Source organism: Streptomyces sp. YIM 121038 (assembly GCF_006088715.1).
Taxonomy (GTDB): domain Bacteria; phylum Actinomycetota; class Actinomycetes; order Streptomycetales; family Streptomycetaceae; genus Streptomyces.
Genome location: NZ_CP030771.1, coordinates 9,382,489 through 9,397,462, shown reverse-complemented (window position 1 = coordinate 9,397,462; position 14,974 = coordinate 9,382,489). Strand labels below are relative to the sequence as shown.

The 14,974-nt window shown below is 72.6% G+C and carries 15 protein-coding genes; 8 read left to right on the top strand and 7 right to left on the bottom strand.

The window, feature by feature from the left end:
- Positions 1-115: 115 nt before the first annotated feature.
- Both C9F11_RS39735 and C9F11_RS39730 read right to left on the bottom strand, forming a co-directional pair.
- Positions 116-958, bottom strand: coding sequence for an endonuclease/exonuclease/phosphatase family protein (locus C9F11_RS39735; protein ID WP_138964983.1), 843 nt, complete (start codon positions 956-958; stop codon positions 116-118).
- Positions 959-1,149: 191 nt separating this feature from the next.
- A complete protein-coding gene (locus tag C9F11_RS39730) occupies positions 1,150-3,198 on the bottom strand; it encodes a restriction endonuclease (protein ID WP_171076002.1) in 2,049 nt (682 codons plus the stop codon).
- Positions 3,199-4,248: 1,050 nt separating this feature from the next.
- On the opposite strand from C9F11_RS39730, the gene C9F11_RS39725 reads away from it, so the two are divergent.
- Positions 4,249-5,115: a universal stress protein gene (locus C9F11_RS39725; protein ID WP_138964981.1), complete on the top strand. Its 867-nt coding sequence runs from the start codon at positions 4,249-4,251 to the stop codon at positions 5,113-5,115.
- A gap of 13 nt (positions 5,116-5,128) precedes the next feature.
- Here C9F11_RS39725 and C9F11_RS39720 read toward each other — a convergent pair whose 3' ends face one another.
- The gene (locus C9F11_RS39720; protein ID WP_138964979.1) at positions 5,129-6,022 is read right to left on the bottom strand and encodes an ion transporter; all 894 of its coding nucleotides are present in this window, start codon (positions 6,020-6,022) and stop codon (positions 5,129-5,131) included.
- A gap of 235 nt (positions 6,023-6,257) precedes the next feature.
- Here C9F11_RS39720 and C9F11_RS39715 point away from each other — a divergent pair, with 235 nt between their 5' ends.
- Both C9F11_RS39715 and C9F11_RS39710 read left to right on the top strand, forming a co-directional pair.
- On the top strand, positions 6,258-7,292 hold the full coding sequence (locus tag C9F11_RS39715; RefSeq protein ID WP_138964977.1) for a helix-turn-helix domain-containing protein: 1,035 nt from the start codon (positions 6,258-6,260) through the stop codon (positions 7,290-7,292).
- Positions 7,293-7,340: 48 nt separating this feature from the next.
- Entirely contained in the window at positions 7,341-7,811 is a 471-nt protein-coding gene (locus C9F11_RS39710) for a GNAT family N-acetyltransferase (protein WP_138964975.1), read from the top strand.
- A 5-nt stretch (positions 7,812-7,816) separates the two neighbouring features.
- Here C9F11_RS39710 and C9F11_RS39705 read toward each other — a convergent pair whose 3' ends face one another.
- Both C9F11_RS39705 and C9F11_RS39700 read right to left on the bottom strand, forming a co-directional pair.
- Complete coding sequence (locus tag C9F11_RS39705; RefSeq protein WP_138964973.1) at positions 7,817-8,560, bottom strand: hypothetical protein; 744 nt, start codon at positions 8,558-8,560, stop codon at positions 7,817-7,819.
- Positions 8,561-8,642: 82 nt separating this feature from the next.
- Positions 8,643-9,047, bottom strand: a complete 405-nt coding sequence (locus C9F11_RS39700; RefSeq protein WP_171076001.1) for an ATP-binding protein — start codon at positions 9,045-9,047, stop codon at positions 8,643-8,645.
- A 484-nt stretch (positions 9,048-9,531) separates the two neighbouring features.
- Between C9F11_RS39700 and C9F11_RS39695 the strand changes: the two genes are divergently transcribed.
- The 4 genes from C9F11_RS39695 to paaK all read left to right on the top strand — a co-directional run bounded on the left by C9F11_RS39695 (position 9,532) and on the right by paaK (position 13,065).
- Entirely contained in the window at positions 9,532-10,407 is an 876-nt protein-coding gene (locus C9F11_RS39695; RefSeq protein ID WP_138964965.1) for a helix-turn-helix transcriptional regulator, read from the top strand.
- Positions 10,408-10,428: 21 nt separating this feature from the next.
- A complete protein-coding gene (locus C9F11_RS39690) occupies positions 10,429-10,641 on the top strand; it encodes a DUF397 domain-containing protein (RefSeq protein ID WP_138967539.1) in 213 nt (70 codons plus the stop codon).
- A 156-nt stretch (positions 10,642-10,797) separates the two neighbouring features.
- The gene (locus C9F11_RS39685; RefSeq protein ID WP_138964963.1) at positions 10,798-11,616 is read left to right on the top strand and encodes an SAM-dependent methyltransferase; all 819 of its coding nucleotides are present in this window, start codon (positions 10,798-10,800) and stop codon (positions 11,614-11,616) included.
- Between the two features lie 147 nt (positions 11,617-11,763).
- Entirely contained in the window at positions 11,764-13,065 is a 1,302-nt protein-coding gene (gene paaK, locus C9F11_RS39680; protein WP_138964960.1) for a phenylacetate--CoA ligase PaaK, read from the top strand.
- Between the two features lie 192 nt (positions 13,066-13,257).
- Here paaK and C9F11_RS39670 read toward each other — a convergent pair whose 3' ends face one another.
- Complete coding sequence (locus C9F11_RS39670) at positions 13,258-14,193, bottom strand: helix-turn-helix domain-containing protein (RefSeq protein WP_138964958.1); 936 nt, start codon at positions 14,191-14,193, stop codon at positions 13,258-13,260.
- Positions 14,194-14,264: 71 nt separating this feature from the next.
- Here C9F11_RS39670 and C9F11_RS39665 point away from each other — a divergent pair, with 71 nt between their 5' ends.
- On the top strand, positions 14,265-14,600 hold the full coding sequence (locus C9F11_RS39665) for a cupin domain-containing protein (protein WP_138964956.1): 336 nt from the start codon (positions 14,265-14,267) through the stop codon (positions 14,598-14,600).
- Positions 14,601-14,628: 28 nt separating this feature from the next.
- Here C9F11_RS39665 and C9F11_RS39660 read toward each other — a convergent pair whose 3' ends face one another.
- A complete protein-coding gene (locus C9F11_RS39660; RefSeq protein ID WP_138964954.1) occupies positions 14,629-14,967 on the bottom strand; it encodes a hypothetical protein in 339 nt (112 codons plus the stop codon).
- Positions 14,968-14,974 lie beyond the last annotated feature (7 nt).

Genomic DNA, 14,974 nt, shown 5'->3' with positions numbered 1-14,974 from the left:
GGGGGGCGCAGCGTGGTGCGACCGCACACTCAGCAGGGCAGCGCACTACCGGCGCACGCCCCGCTCATGCCGTCCTCTGCCACGCGCCCCCGACGCACGGCCGCGGCCCGGGGCGCTAGGTCAGGTCCAGGTCGCTCTGCACCAGGTGGTGGTCGGAGTACGCACTGGGGTGCACACGATGTGCGAGCGGGGCGATGCCCCGGAGGAAGACGTAGTCGAACTTGAGGTTCCAGTCCGTGGTCGGCTTGCAGGCGCCGACCAGCGAGGGGTGGCACTGGGGATCCGTGTCCGTGGCCAGTGCCCACATCCGGTGGAGCTCGGGAGCGCCCGGCACGGCGTTGAAGTCACCGAGGACGATCGCGCGGTCGTGCCGGGCCACCTCCGTGGCGAGCACACCGGCCTGGTCCGCCCGGACCGCTTCCTGGCTGCGCTGGGCGAGGTGCGTGTTGAAGACCCGGACGGACTCGCCGCCCACCTGGGTGGTGACGGCCATGTAGCCGCGGTCCTCGGAGCCGCCGTCGGGGTACTCCACGTTCACGCGGTCCGTCATCGGTGCCGCGGAGAGGATGGCCTGGCCGAAGGCCCCCGGGCTCCACGGCCATCCCCCGCAGCGGCCGCGCTTGCGGAGCACCGAACCGTACTCGACGTGGTAGACGAGCCCGTGGAGGTCCTCCAGATAGTCGCGGATCCTCTCGACGTCCCGTACGCACGCCTCTTGCATGCCGATGACCTGGGGCGCGTGGGCGGCGATCTCCGCTGCCCGGCCGACGTTGTTCTGCTCGCCGCAGGGGTTGCAGATGTTCCAGGTCATGACCCGGTTCGGCACGACGTCCCGGACGGCTTCGACGGGCTGGGACCCGCCGAAGACGGCACCGCTCGGCGTACTGGGGCCGATGAGCACCAGGCAGGCCACGACCAGGGCGCCCACGAGCAACCGCATGCCCCTTCCGAGCACCATCGCCTCCTCCCAGGGGTGACACGTGGGAGCTGACGTCTCCCTGCACGAACGTCTCCCCGCACGAGGTTATGGGACGGACCTGTCGGCACCGCGTGAGACCCGGCGCGTCTGGTGGTGCGCGGCCGGATGCCGCCGCCTCGATCATGCCCCGAGCGGCGGCTTCCGGACGCGGGCGGGCCGTCGCGGCAGCCCTACTCCACGGCGATCCCGAAGTCCGGCAGCAGCTGTTCCAGGCCGCCCGGGTATCCCTTGCCTCCCACGACGAAGTCCCAGTCGCCGCTCGCCCGGCGGCGGAAGGACCCCAGGACCAGGGCCGTCTCGCCCGCGCGGCCGTCGGAGACCTCGAGCTGCCCGAGTTCGGTCAGGGCGGGATCCAGCAGGCGGATGCGGGCGTCCGTGAAGCCCGAGAGGTCCGCGTCGGGATTGGTCTCGGGGTCGATCGCGGCCACGAGGGCCAGCCGGTCCGCCGCTTCGGGCAGCGCTTCGAAGGAGACGCGGAGGGCGGCCTTGTCGGGCGGCGTGGCGGGGTGGGCGCGGACCGCCCCGTCCGGCGTCCGGGGGTTGTTGAAGAACACGAAGTGGTCGTCGCTGAGGACGCGGTGGCCCGAGCAGACGAGCGCGCACACGTCGAGGGCCACGGCGCCGGACCAGGACATGCCCAGGACGTTGTGGTCCTCCGGCTGCGGCGCGGGGGCCGGAGCCGGTGCGGGCGCGGTGCGCTCGCCGAGGCGGCCGTGCAGTCCGTGCCGGTGCAGCAGGTCGACGAGCTCGCTGCCCGATATCAGCTCAAGGGGCTTGCCGTTGGCGAAGGTGTGGGAGCCGGGACCGAATCCCGACGTGGTGACCAGCACGCCCTTGTTGGCGCCCTGGTCCTGGACCGTGCCGTACAGGTCGCGCACCGCCGTGGGCGGCACGGTGTTGCGGTAGCGCTTCACCTGTACGACGATCTTGCCGCCGCGGATCGGGGCGGGGTCCAGGGCGTCGACGTCCACCCCGCCGTCGTTCGAGCGCTGCGTCATCACGGCCTGCATGCCCATGGCGCGGAAGAGGTCCGCGACGAGCGACTCGAACACGATCGGATCCATGTCGTACAGATCCGGTTCGTCACCGGCACCGCCGTGGGTCACGACGTGGTTGCCCACGTCGTCGGGCCTGCGCCCGAGGCGCACGGGCACCAGTTGGTCGGGCCGTGCCGTCAGCTGGCCCCTGAGCCCGTCGGCCAGGCAGCTCACCGCGTCCACCTGCTCCAGATGCATCTGCGTGAACGTGGAGCGCGGCGCCATCACGGTGGCCAGGAAGATCTGCGTCTGCCTGCCCGTCGCCGGGTCGTGGTCGTCCACGAATCCGTTCAGCGCCACCGACTCGAGGGCTCCGTGCTCGTCCGCGGCGAAGAGGTCGTGCAGGACGAGCAGCAGGCACTGCGCGAGGACGTCGCGGTACAGGGACCGGCGCTGGCTGACCGGGCGCGGTGTCTCCTTCTCCTCGTCGGCGGTGACCATGTACCGCACGGACTTCGTCTCGGGGACGACGTCGAAGCCCGGGAGCTCCCAGTCGAGGACCAGCTGTCGTGCCGCCGGATCGTAGGCCGCGGAGATCCGGCGCGGGAAGCTCTCGGGCCAGGCGGTGGAGGCGTAGAGGGCGGCGGAGAAGTACTCCACCACGGACTCGGGGTCGCCGCGCCGCACTCCCGCGGACACCTCGGCGATGCTCGCGTTGTAGCCGCGCACCTCCGCGAGCTGGCTCTCGGCCCACTGCGCGTACTGGTGGTGGAGTGCGGCGAGTTGTTGCTGCCGCCGGGTCTCCGCCGCCTGCGCGGCCTGCCAGTCGTGTTCGAACCTGGCCCGCGCCTCGGCCTGTGCCTGTGCGCGGCGGCCGGCCGTCCAACCGCCCTGGGCCTGGTACTGGTTCGGGTCCGGCATGGTGACCGGCACGGCCAGGTGCCCCGGCGAGAACGGCTCGACCTCCTCGGCCCGCAGGAGCATGGCCGCCCTGAAGGCGGGGCCGCGACACCCCGACGCCAACAGGCCCTGAAGCGCATCGACTTCGGAGTCCAGTTCCTCGGTCCGCCGCCTGGCCTCCGCCTGGCGGTACTCCCGGTAGTCGCGGGCCTGCTGGCGCTGCTGGGCACGAGCCTCCCGCTCCCGCTCCCTCCGCAGCCTGGCTTCGGCTTCCCTCTGGCGCTGTTGCTGGCGCTGCGCCTCGGCCCAGACACCGACCAGACCACTAGAGCGACGACTCATGCGCGGCAAGCCCTCCCCAGGACGTCAGTCGTCCACCGACCGCCGATCGCCCCCTCGACCAGCGGTGATGAATCAAGAGGGAACAACTCTATCCAGCAATCGACCTCCATCTCCAAACGTGCCGGAGGCACAGTCCGCGGGCCGACCGCCTCCGCGGCCCGACATCACGACGAGGGCATGCCCGCCGCCCCAAAAACCGGCGTCAGGAACCCCCTTCAGGATTCCCCGCCCGCCGTGGGTGGCGCTATCGCGGAAGACCCGGGTGCGGCCGACGGGGCGCACGAACCGCCTCCGCCGCCGGAGTCGCCGCACGGCTGCGGCGGCGAGCTGGAGGTGCTGCCCGCCGTCCCGTCGACGGAGGGGCTGCTGCTGTCGACGCCGCCGATGTCTTCGCCGGGGTACACCCCGATACCGCTGATCTCACCTTCGCCGGGCGCGACGGGTGGCGCGGAGGCCGGCGGGATGTCGTCCCCGCCTTCGCCGCCGCCGTCGCCACCGCCCGCTCCCCCTGCGTCCCCGACTCCGCCGTGATCGCCGGTGCCGCCTCCTCGGTCGCCGGGCGCCTCCGCGCTCGAACCGCCGGACCGCGCCGAGGTGGGCGGGGACGCCGGTCCGTCGGTGCCACCTCGCTGATCCGACGGAGTCCGGCCGCCACCGCCGCAGCCCGCCGCGCCGCAGACCACGAGAGCCACCACGAGGCCCACCGCGCCCGCACCCCTGAGGCGTCGCATCATCCGCATCGCATCCCCCTGGACAGCCGTGGGTACGCTGCCTGCCGAAAGCGTCCCACCGCGCCGCGCGGGCCGCAGCACCGTGCGTGACCGGCGTACGGAATCTGAGCATCTTGGTGGAGCGACGTGACTCGTGACACCGTATGTCTCCCCCGACCGCAGGGACCTGCGCCCCCTGTCCGGACGGCGGATGACACGCGACACTGACACGAGAAGGGGCCCCGTGGGGCACCGTCCCGTCAGCGCCCCGGAGCCCGTTCCGCACCGCTCGATGCCCACAGGAACGCGCCACTGAGCGTCCTCGGAAGAGGTGAGGTGCATGGAACTCCCCCTCGTCGTAGGCATCGACGGGTCCGAGCACAGCCTGCGCGCCGTCGACTGGGCCGCCGACGAGGCCGCCGTGCGCGGAGTACCGCTGCGCCTCGTGCACGCCGCGTCACGGGAGGGCGACGACCTCCCGCGCGCGGACGTACGGGGCGGGCCGTCGGCCGGGGAACCGGCCGACAGCGTCGTCGACATCGCCGCGCGGCGGGCCCACCGGCGCGACGGGAACCTCAAGCTCTCCGTCCGGATCAGCGACGGGGATCCGGTCCCCGCGCTGCTGCGCGAGGCCCACGACGCCGTGGCGCTGGTGCTGGCCTCGCGCGGGCGCGGCCGCCTCGTGGAACTGCTGCTCGGTTCGGTCAGCCTCGGCGTCGCCGCTCAGGCCGGCTGCCCGGTGATCGTGCTCCGCGGCCGTCACGACAACCAGGCCAGGGCCGGGACGCGGCAGCGCGTCGTGGTCGGCGTGCCCGAGCAGCGGCTCCCGGCGGCCGTCCGGTTCGCCGTCGACGAGGCCGAGCGGCGCCACGTCGTCCTGGAGGCCGTACGGGTGTGGCGCCGTCCGCTGCACGGGTCCGGCGCCGCCGGTCACGGGCCCGGGGAGCACGCCGACGGCCACGAGCGGCGCGCGGCGGACGGCCTCGCCTCGGCCGTGCGCGACGCCGTGGCCGACCGCCCCTCCGTCGAGGTGCTCGAGCAAGTCGTCGAAGGCGCCGCGCACCTGGTGCTCCTCGACGCCTCGACCCGCGCCGACCTGCTCGTCATCGGCGCCCGGCGAGGGCACGGCCCGCACCTCGGCCGGGTCGCCCACACGCTCCTGCACCACTCCGTCTGCCCGGTCGCCGTCGTGCCGCAACCGGCGTGAGCCCCGTACGGGCTCAGCGGCGCGCCCCCGGCAGGCGTTCGAGGCTCTCCTCCAGTTCGTCCAGCGCCCGGCGTGCGGTGGCGATGCGGGAGCGCAGCTCGTGCTCGGCGTCCGCTGCCTCGTCCGGCGGCGCGTCCGCGTCCCGCCGCTGCCGTGCCTCGTGCTGCTCCTCCATCGTGCGTGCCTCGTCGAGGGAGGTGATCACCACGCCGATGAGGACGTTGACCAGGACGAAGGAAGCGATCAGGACGTACGTCGCGTAGTAGACGATGCTCCAGCGGGAGATCTCCAGGCCCGCACGGACCGCGTCGCCGAGGCCGTCGAGGGTCATCAGGAGGAACAGGGTGAGCACGGCGCGGCCGATGGAGCCGAAGTGCTCGGGGTCGGCGTCGGCGAAGAAGACCCAGCCGACCATCGCGTACACGTAGAGCACGAGCGTGCCGACGAGCAGGAAGCTCACCGTGCCGGGCAGACTGCGGCCCACCGCGACCAGCACGATGCGCAGTTGCGGCAGGAACCGGGCGGTGCGCAGCACCCGGGCCAGGCGCAGCAGCCGCAGCACCGTGGTGTTCTCGCGCGCGAACGGCAGGAAGGCGCAGAGGACGACGGCGAGGTCGAAGAGGTTCCACGGGTCGCGGAAGAAGGCGCGGGGCCGGTCGGCGTGCGCGCCGAGCCGCAGGAGGACCTCCGCGGTGAAGAGCACGAGGAAGCCGTGTTCGACGAGCTTCAGCTCCTCGTGCCAGTGGTGCACGACCCCGGTGTACGTCTCCACGCCCAGGACGGCGGCGTTGGCGAGGATGAGGACGAAGACCGCCAGGCCGAACCAGCGGGCCTCGGTCAGGCTCCGGCAGCGCTCAGCGACCGCTCGTCTGCCGCGTGTTGAGCGCGTGCGCCCGTCGTAGATCATCGGGTATCGCACTGCCCCTCGCCGGAATCCCGTATGCCACTTACCGGAAGTTGATCTTACGATCTCCGGCCGTCCCGGGCGTCCCTGCGGGGCGAGAACGGCCTGGTCGCGCTGTCCGTGCCGCGATCCTTTCCCGCAGCGGGCCGTACGGCCGCCGAACTCCGGGCCGCCGCCCCCGGACGCGGCGCGCGCTCCGCCGGGGGCCGTGCCCCGACCGGCGCTTATTCTCCTGTTCATGGAGGCACTGGCCGCACGTCTTTCGCAGCTGGATTCGCATGTCGAGGGCGCGATCCGCGTCGTGATGTTCTACGACACGCTGATGCGGCGGCGGGTCGACCTCCCGGCGCTCGCGCGGGCGTCGGCGGGCCTCGCCGAGTGCCCGGCCGGGATCCGGCTGCACGGCGCGGGGCGCCCGATCCACTTCTCGCCCGACGGCACCGCGGCGAGCGCCCCTGCGCCGACCGCGTCCTCCACGGCGCCGATCACGCTCGACGAGGAGGAGATCGGCGCGGTGTGGCTGGAGCGCACCGGCCCGGCGGGACCGCTCGACGAGGTCCTCCTCGACCGGCTCGCCATCGCCGCCGCGGCGGTGGTCGAGCGGTACGGTCCGGCCCGTACCACCATGGCCGACCCCGCCCTCGTCGAGCTCGCCATCAGCGGCGACAGCGACGCGGCGGCCAGGGCCCGCGCGCTGCGCCTGCTGGGGTTCGCCACCGGTGTGCCGCTGCGCGTCGTCGCCGTACGCTCGTCCGTTCCGCTCGACCGGATCAGCGCCGCGCTCTGCCCGGACCGCCCGGTGAAGGCGGCCCCGCTCGGTGACGTGGGCGTCGTCCTGGCCAGTGCCGTGGCCGTGGACCGCCTCCCGGCGGGCGTGCGCGCGGGCATCGGCACCGCCGACAGTCCCGAACGGTCCTGGGGCGAGGCCCGGACCGCACTGCGCTTCGCCACCGAGCGGAGGCCGGTCGTCCGCTACGACGGCCTGGGCGCGCTCGCGCTCCTCGCGCAGGTGCCGCAGGACGCCGCGCGCGGCAACGCCGACGTGGCCGCGATCGGCCTCGTCGCCGGCGCCCCCGAGGACTTGGAGACGCTGGAGGCCTACTGCGCCACGGGCTCACTGCGCCGCGCCGCCGACCGGCTCCATCTGCACCACAGCAGCGTCGCCCGTCGCCTCGATCTGATCGGCAAGGCCCTGGGCATCGAACTCACCACGCCCGCGGGCCTGATCCGCGCCACCCTCGCCCTCACGGCGTGGCGGCTGCTCGACAGCTGAGGCCCCCCACGGGGCACAGGCCGCCCGCACTCCTGTGAGACTGTCCCGATGATCGTCAGACTCGCGACTGAGAACGACTTCCCCGGCTTCCTGAGCCTGGCGGCCCAGGTGGAGCACTGGTTCGGCCCGATGGTGGAGGAGCCCGGCTTCCACCGCGCCGTACGGGAACACATCGCCGGATCCTCGGCCCTGGTCGCCGCCGCGCCCTCCGGGACGGGCCTGCTGGGCGGGCTCCTGTTCGGCGGGAGCGCCCCGACGCACCACGTCCACTGGCTCGTCGTCTCCGCCCAGGCCCGCGGCCAGGGCGTGGGGCAGGCGCTGATGGCGGAGGCCGGGCGCCGGTTCGGCCCGGGGCCGGGCACCATCGAGGTGATCACCTTCGGGGCCGACCACCCGGGCGCCGTCACCAGCGGCGCGCGCGACTTCTACGCCCGCCTCGGCTTCACCCCGGCCGAGGCCGCGGAGCCGGGACCGGAGGGCGGCTCGCGGCAGGTCTTCCGGTGCGTCGTGCCGGGGTGAGCCGGTCACCAGACGTCCGCGGGGGCCGGGCCCTCCTCGCCGTCCCCGAACCTCTGGAGGTGGAACTGCGGAAACCGTACGGCGTCCGGGTCGAGCAGGTCGACGAGTTCGACCAGCTGGCGCTGTAACGCCCGCAGGCGGGGCGCGGAGGGCGCGCCGTCCGCGGCGATCGCGTCCACGTCGGCCAGCGCCGCGGAGAACCACCCCCTGAAGCGCTCGTCGGCGTCGAGGCGTTCGCAGAACTCCGCGTAGTCGAGGCAGCGTCTGCGGCCGGGCTCGCTGTCGGGGTGGATCATGAGGCTGCCGATGGCGCGCTGCTGGATGCGGAACAGGCGCAGCTCGTCGTGGTGGGCGGTGGACCTGTTGAGGGTCTCGGCGATCCGGGACAGCTGGTTCATGACGCCGCGGTTGGGGCCGCTGCCGCCGAGGTCGAGGAACTGGACGTCCCGCCGGAGGATTTCGACCCAGCCCAGGTACTCGGCGATGACGTAGACGGTGCTGCGCCGGGCCAGTTCCGCGTCCTGCTCGGTGCCGTGGAGCAGGAAGAAGGCCAGGTATCTGCCGCGGAGGATGTTGTACAGGCGGCTCTGGAGGTCGAAGGCCGCCCACGCGAGCGACGCCCCGTACTGGTTCATGTAGTTGAGCCGCTCGGCCGCGGCCGTCCGGCGCTGCTGCCAGTAGCCCAGGAACGCCGTCGTCGCGGCACTGGCCAACGCCACGGCCGCCGAGATCCACGTGAGCGCGTCCACGGGGAAAACCTAGGGGCACCGGCACGCGTCTGTCAGGCACGTGCCGGTGCCGAACGGACCGCCCGGGCGCCCGGAGGCACCGTCAGGCGTCCGCGCCGCCGAAGTCCGGTGCCACCGGCGCCAGCTCGGCCCAGACGATCTGGCCGGAGCCGCCGCCGGTCGGCGTGACGCCCCAGTCCCGCGCCAGTGCGTCCACCAGCGCGAGGCCGCGCCCGCTCTCCCGGTCGAGGTCCGGTGGGCGCTGCGCGGGCACCGTGTCCCCTCGGGCCTGGTCCTCGACCTCGATGCGCAGCCGCTGTCCGGTCACGCACAACCGGCACACCACGTGGTCGCCGAAGGCGTGCGCGATCGCGTTGGTGACGAGCTCGGAGACCAACAGGACCGCGTCGTCACCGACTTCCGGAGCGAGGTTCCACTCGGTCATCCGCTCGCGTACGTGCAGACGAGCCGCCCGTACGGAGGCGGCGACGGCCGGTAAACGGAACACGGTCGACCGGTGCGCGGGCAGGGGCCCCGGCACGAGATCCGAAGGCGTGGGGTGGGTGGGGGAAACCACGTGGGTCGCCTTTCGTTCGCCGTCGCCTCACCGACGGTGTCGGCCACGCACCACGGCGTGACGACGCGTACGTGCTCGCCCTCCGCCCGTCGTCGGGCCGCCGAGGCGGTGGCGCCGGACCGGCACCGCCGCGGGCGAGTCATGGCCTGGGCCCGTCCTGGCCCGTTCTGTCATGACGGACTGTCAACTCCGTGATCATCACGGGCTCTTGGCGTTCCTGACAGCACATCCACTGTGACACCTGTGAAGAGCGAACTGCAACCGCTGAGTTGAAATTTTCAATTCGTCACGCGCAAGCTGCTCACATCAGCCGATGATCGTGACAGACTGCGATCGAGGCACCGGTGAGACGCCCTGGGCGGGCACGACCGCGGTACAGGTGCGGGGAGGCGGTACAGGTGCGGGGAGGTGGGGCATGACAGCGCAAACGGCGTGGGGCGGCGCCCCCTCGGTCCTGCGCATGATCCTCGGCAAGCGGCTTGAGGACCTGCGCACGCGCGCCGGTCTCACGTACGAGCAGGCGGGCGAGGCCATCGGCGTCAGCCACTCGACGATCCGCCGGCTCGAAGCCGCCAAGGTGGCGCGGCTGCGCCTCTCCGACGTCGAGAAGCTCCTTCGGACGTACGGCGTCGCGGACCAGCGCGAGATCGACACCTTCCTTCAGTCGGTCCGCGAGGCCAACCAGCGCGGCTGGTGGCACTCGTACCGCGACGTGATGCCCGACTGGTTCGCCGCCTACCTCAGCCTGGAGCAGGCCGCCCACCAGATCCGCGCCTACGAGTCGCAGTTCGTCCACGGCCTGCTGCAGACGGAGGACTACGCCCGCGCGCTGCTGAGCGCGGGCAATCCGCACGCCCCGGCCGACGTCACGGAGCGCCAGGTCGCCCTGCGCATGGAGCGTCAGGAACTGCTGACCCGCGCCGCTCCCCCGCACCTGTGGGTCGTGATGGACGAGACCGTCCTGCGCTGGCCGGTCGGCGGCGGCGCCGTGATGCGCGCGCAGATCGACCATCTGATCGCGGTGACGGCGCAGCCCCACGTGACCTTGCAGATCATGCCCTTCAAGAACGGCCCCCACCCGGCCATGCGGGCGGGAGCGTTCCACATCTTCCGGTTCAAGGCCCCGGAGCTACCGGACATCGTCTACGTCAACGGCCTGGTCGGGGCCGTCTATCTCGACAAGGGCGACGACGTGGTGGTCTACCGCGAGGCCCTGGACCGATTGGGCGCCCAGGCGGCGCCCGCCCGGAAGACCGAAGCCCTGCTCGGCGCGATCCGTAAGGAGCTGTGAGTGCACCCCATACGCAACGGCATGCCTTCCCGTGAGCTCGGCGCCCACGGTTGGCGCAAGCCCTGGAGCGACGACGCCGGAGGCGCCTGCCTCGAGGCGAAGAAGCTCGTCGACGGGCGGGTGGCCTTCCGCCAGTCGACCGACCCCGGCGGGCCCGCGCTGATCCTCACGCCTCGTGAAGTGGCCCGCTTCCTCGCGAGCGTGAAGGCCGGCGACGCCGACTTCCTCTGCTAGCACGGCGGTCCCTCGGGGCCGAGCTGTTCCCTCGTTCCGCGCACGGCCCGGGCCGCTCCCGCGAAACGGTTCACCACACAGGCACACCGCGTATCTCACCGCACCGCTCACCGCACCGCTCATCGCACAGCGAGATCACGACTGACAGGAGGGGCCGTGTCGCACGACGACGGATGGCCGGCCGACCGGATCGACACCGCCAGCGCGCACTCGGCGCGCATCTACGACTACATCCTCGGCGGCAAGGACTACTACCCCGCCGACAAGGAGGCAGGGGACGTGATGGCCCAGGAGTGGCCCGCCCTGCCCATCCACATGCGGGCCAACCGCGACTTCATGGACCGCGCCGTGACGTATCTGGCGCGGGAGGCGGGCATCCGGCAGTTCCTCGACATCGGGACCGGCATCCCGACCTCGCCGAACCTCCACGAGATCGCCCAGTCGGTCGCTCCGGCGTCCCGGGTCGTGTACGTCGACAACGACCCCATCGTGCTGACGCTGTCCCAGGGGCTGCTCGCCAGCACCACCGAGGGCATGACCTCGTACATCGAGGCCGACATGCTCGACCCCGACACGATCCTGAACGCCCCCGAGCTGCGCGAGACCCTGGATCTCGGCGAACCCGTCGCGCTCACGATCATCGCGATCGTGCACTTCCTCCTCGACGAGCACGACGCCACCGGCATCGTCAAGCGCCTCCTGGAACCCCTGCCGTCGGGCAGCTATCTGGCGATGTCCGTCGGCACCGCCGACTTCGCGCCGGAAGACGTGGCGCGGGTGGCGCGCGAATACGCGGCGCGGGGCCTGCCCATGCGGCTGCGCACCCGGGCCGAGGCCGGGCGGTTCTTCGAGGGCCTGGACCTGGTGGAGCCCGGGATCGTCCAGGTCCACAAGTGGCGCCCGGACGGCACGGAGGGTGAAATGATCAAGGACGAGGACATCGCCATGTACGGCGCGGTCGCCCGCAAACCCTAGTTTCCCGCCGGGCGCGCCGCGCCCGCTGCTGCGGCTACGGCACGGGGTACGAGACCCTTGCCACAAGCCATGAAAGCTTGAATTACTGACCCCGAAACAAGATCGGCCGATAGCTCGGCCGCCCGGCTCGGACGGGGGTATCCGCCCATGGCGCGTACACCGGCACTCCTGGACGCCGCGGAGCGGCTCGGTCGTGAGGAGCTCGAAGCGCTGCAGCTCGAGCGCCTTCAGGACACCTTGCTGCACGCGTACGAGAACGTTCCCTTCTACCGGGCCGCGTTCGACGCGGCGGGGCTCAGCCCCGACGACTGCCATGCGCTGCCCGACCTGGCCCGCTTCCCCTTCACGACGAAGGCGGACCTGCGGGCCAACTATCCCTTCGGGATGTTCGCCGTGGAGCAGTCGGAGCTGCGGCGCCTGCACGCGTCGAGCGGCACCACGGGCCGTCCCACGCTCGTCGGCTACACCGAGCAGGACCTGTCGATGTGGGCGGACGTCGTGGCCCGCTCGATCCGGGCCGCGGGCGGCAGGCCCGGCCACAAGGTCCATGTGGCCTACGGCTACGGCCTCTTCACCGGCGGGCTCGGCGCGCACTACGGCGCGGAGCGGCTCGGCTGCACGGTGATCCCCGCGTCCGGCGGCATGACCACGCGCCAGGTGCAGCTCATCCTGGACCTCCGCCCTGAGATCATCATGGTGACGCCCTCGTACATGCTGACGCTCCTGGAGGAGTTCGAGCGGCAGGGCATCGATCCGCGCAACACGTCCCTCCAGGTCGGCATCTTCGGCGCGGAGCCGTGGACGGAGGAGATGCGGCACGAGATCGAGGAGCGGTTCGCCATCGACGCGGTGGACATATACGGGCTCTCGGAGGTGATCGGCCCCGGGGTCGCGCAGGAGTGCGTCGAGACGAAGGACGGCCTGCACATCTGGGAGGACCACTTCTATCCGGAAGTGGTCGACCCGATCACCGGTGAGGTGCTGCCCGACGGTGAGCTCGGCGAGCTGGTCTTCACCTCGCTCACCAAGGAGGCCATGCCCGTCATCCGCTACCGCACCCGCGATCTCACGCGGCTGCTGCCGGGCACGGCCCGGGTCTTCCGCCGCATGGAGAAGGTCACGGGCCGCTGCGACGACATGGTCATCCTGCGCGGTGTGAACCTCTTCCCCACGCAGATCGAGGAGATCATCCTGCGCACGCCGGGCCTCGCCCCGCACTTCCAGCTCTGTCTCACCAGGGAGGGCCGCATGGACGCCCTCACGGTGCGCGTGGAGTCCCGCGTGGACACGCCGCGCGGGCGCCGCGTCACCGCCGCGCGCGAGGTCGAGTCGGCGGTCAAGGACTCCATCGGCGTCTCCATCTCGGCGGAGGTCGTCGACCCCGAGTCGATCGAACGGTCGGTGGGCAAGGTGAAGCGGATCGTCGACATGCGCCACCGCAAGCCCTGACGGCGGGCCGGGCCGCGAGGCCCGCGCGCCCTGTCACAGCCCTGCCAGGAAGGCGTCCACGGCCCGCGCGAACTCCTCGGGGCCGGTCTCGTGCACGGTGTGCCCGGTGTCCAGCTCCACCAGCCGGACCCGCGCCCGCCGCCGGGCCATGTCCCGCGCCTGCGCGGCGTCGAGGGCCGGGCTGCGGCGGGCTCACGGGACGCGGAACGCCCGGCGGTAGGCGCCCGGGGTCGTGCCGGTGTGGGCGCGGAAGCGGCGGCGCAGATTGACCGCGGAGGAGAGGCCGACGCGGGCCGCGATCGCCTCGACGGGCAGGTCCGTCTCCTCAAGGAGGGTGCGGGCCGCCGCCACCCGCCGGGACAGCAGCCACGCGCCCGGGCTCATGCCCAGCCGGTCGGTGAAGCGGCGGGCCAGGGTGCGGGGCGAGACGCCGAGGTGCGCGGCCAGGTCGGCCACCGACAACGGCGTGCCGAGGCGGTCGTCGGCCCATCCCAGCAGGCCGTCGAGCGCGTCCCCGGGCGGAGGCGGCGGCGCGTACTGCGCCTGGCCGCCCTCGCGGTGCGGCGGCAGCACCATGTGCCGCGCGAGCAGGGCGGCGTACGCGGCCCCGTGGTCGTTCCGCACCAGGTGCAGGCACAGGTCGAATCCGGCGCCCGCGCCGGCGCTGGTGGCGACGTCGCCGTGGTCCACGTAGAGCCTGTCCGGCTCCACGCGCACCTCGGGGAACTCACGCCGCAGCTGTTCGGCACGGGCCCAGTGCGTGGTGGCCGCGCGGCCGTCAAGGAGCCCGGTGCGGGCCAGTGCGAACACTCCGGAGCAGATCGTGACCAGCCGTGCCCCGCGCGCGTGCGCCCGCAGCAGCGCCTCGCGTACGGGGTCGGAGAGCGGCTCCTCCACCGGCAGCCAGCCGGGGATGACCACGGTGTCCGCCGCCTCGATCGCCGCCAGGCCCCGCGTCACGGACATCGCGTACCCGCCGGTGGTCGGCACCGGGCCGGGCGCCTCCGCACACGTCTCGAACGCGTAGTGCCGGGGCACGCCCGGCCGCTGGGTGCCGAAGACCTCGACGGCGCAGCCGAGTTCGAAGACCGACTGCACCGGCCGCACCAGAGCCACCACGCGATGCATGGCACAAAAGTACCCCATGGTGTCACGGCAGACTCTGCCCCGCCCGGCCGGGACAGGGCACTGTTGCGGGCATGCACCCCGAGATACTCATGCAGGAGGGCTACACCTCCGTCCCTGCCGCCGCGTCCCCGGTCCGCGAGCTGTTCCCCGGGATCCGCGTACGTCCCCTGTGGCGGGGGCCGAGCGGCGCGCACGCCAACATGCTGGAGATGGACGCGGGTACGTCCTGGCCGCACCGCGACGTCCACGAGCCCGGCCCCGAGGAGGTCTACGTCGTCGCGGGCACCTTCAACGACGGGGCACGCGACTATCCGCCCGGTACGTTCCTGCACGCCCCGGCCGGTTCGTGGCACGTGCCCTCGACGACCACCGGCTGCACGCTGTTCGTCTTCTATCCGGAGGGCTAGCGAACTCCCCCGCCGGGGCCGGGCCGGGTCACTCCGCGTCGGGGGCGTCGATGATGTCGCCCTTCTTGTCGACGGTGTGCGTGCGCCAGTACACGTCCCACTTGTCGTCGACCTTCTGCGGCACCTTGCCCTCGGGGTAACGCGTGTACCCCTTCGGCTCCTTCGTGCCGTCCTTGACGCACGCGGAGCCGGTCCCCCCGATGGTCATGACGGGGTACTCGCCGCCGCTGCAGATGTCGTCCCGGAAGGAGAGTCCGGAGCAGCCGCTGAGCGCGACGACTGCGGCGGCTCCCGTGAGCGCGGCGGCCACGGCCGTGCGGGTCTGTCGGCGGGAGGCGGTGCGCGGGCGGGTGACGCTGGGGGACATGGTCGTC

Coding starts and splice junctions, on each gene's coding strand:
- C9F11_RS39660 (WP_138964954.1), bottom strand. CDS start 14,967: ATGTCCCCCAGCGTCACCCGCCCGCGCACCGCCTCCCGCCGACAGACC.
- C9F11_RS39725 (WP_138964981.1), top strand. CDS start 4,249: ATGGAACTCCCCCTCGTCGTAGGCATCGACGGGTCCGAGCACAGCCTG.
- C9F11_RS39665 (WP_138964956.1), top strand. CDS start 14,265: ATGCACCCCGAGATACTCATGCAGGAGGGCTACACCTCCGTCCCTGCC.
- C9F11_RS39690 (WP_138967539.1), top strand. CDS start 10,429: ATGCCTTCCCGTGAGCTCGGCGCCCACGGTTGGCGCAAGCCCTGGAGC.
- C9F11_RS39720 (WP_138964979.1), bottom strand. CDS start 6,022: ATGATCTACGACGGGCGCACGCGCTCAACACGCGGCAGACGAGCGGTC.
- C9F11_RS39710 (WP_138964975.1), top strand. CDS start 7,341: ATGATCGTCAGACTCGCGACTGAGAACGACTTCCCCGGCTTCCTGAGC.
- C9F11_RS39670 (WP_138964958.1), bottom strand. CDS start 14,193: ATGCATCGCGTGGTGGCTCTGGTGCGGCCGGTGCAGTCGGTCTTCGAA.
- C9F11_RS39695 (WP_138964965.1), top strand. CDS start 9,532: ATGACAGCGCAAACGGCGTGGGGCGGCGCCCCCTCGGTCCTGCGCATG.
- C9F11_RS39730 (WP_171076002.1), bottom strand. CDS start 3,198: ATGAGTCGTCGCTCTAGTGGTCTGGTCGGTGTCTGGGCCGAGGCGCAG.
- C9F11_RS39715 (WP_138964977.1), top strand. CDS start 6,258: ATGGAGGCACTGGCCGCACGTCTTTCGCAGCTGGATTCGCATGTCGAG.
- C9F11_RS39735 (WP_138964983.1), bottom strand. CDS start 958: ATGGTGCTCGGAAGGGGCATGCGGTTGCTCGTGGGCGCCCTGGTCGTG.
- paaK (WP_138964960.1), top strand. CDS start 11,764: ATGGCGCGTACACCGGCACTCCTGGACGCCGCGGAGCGGCTCGGTCGT.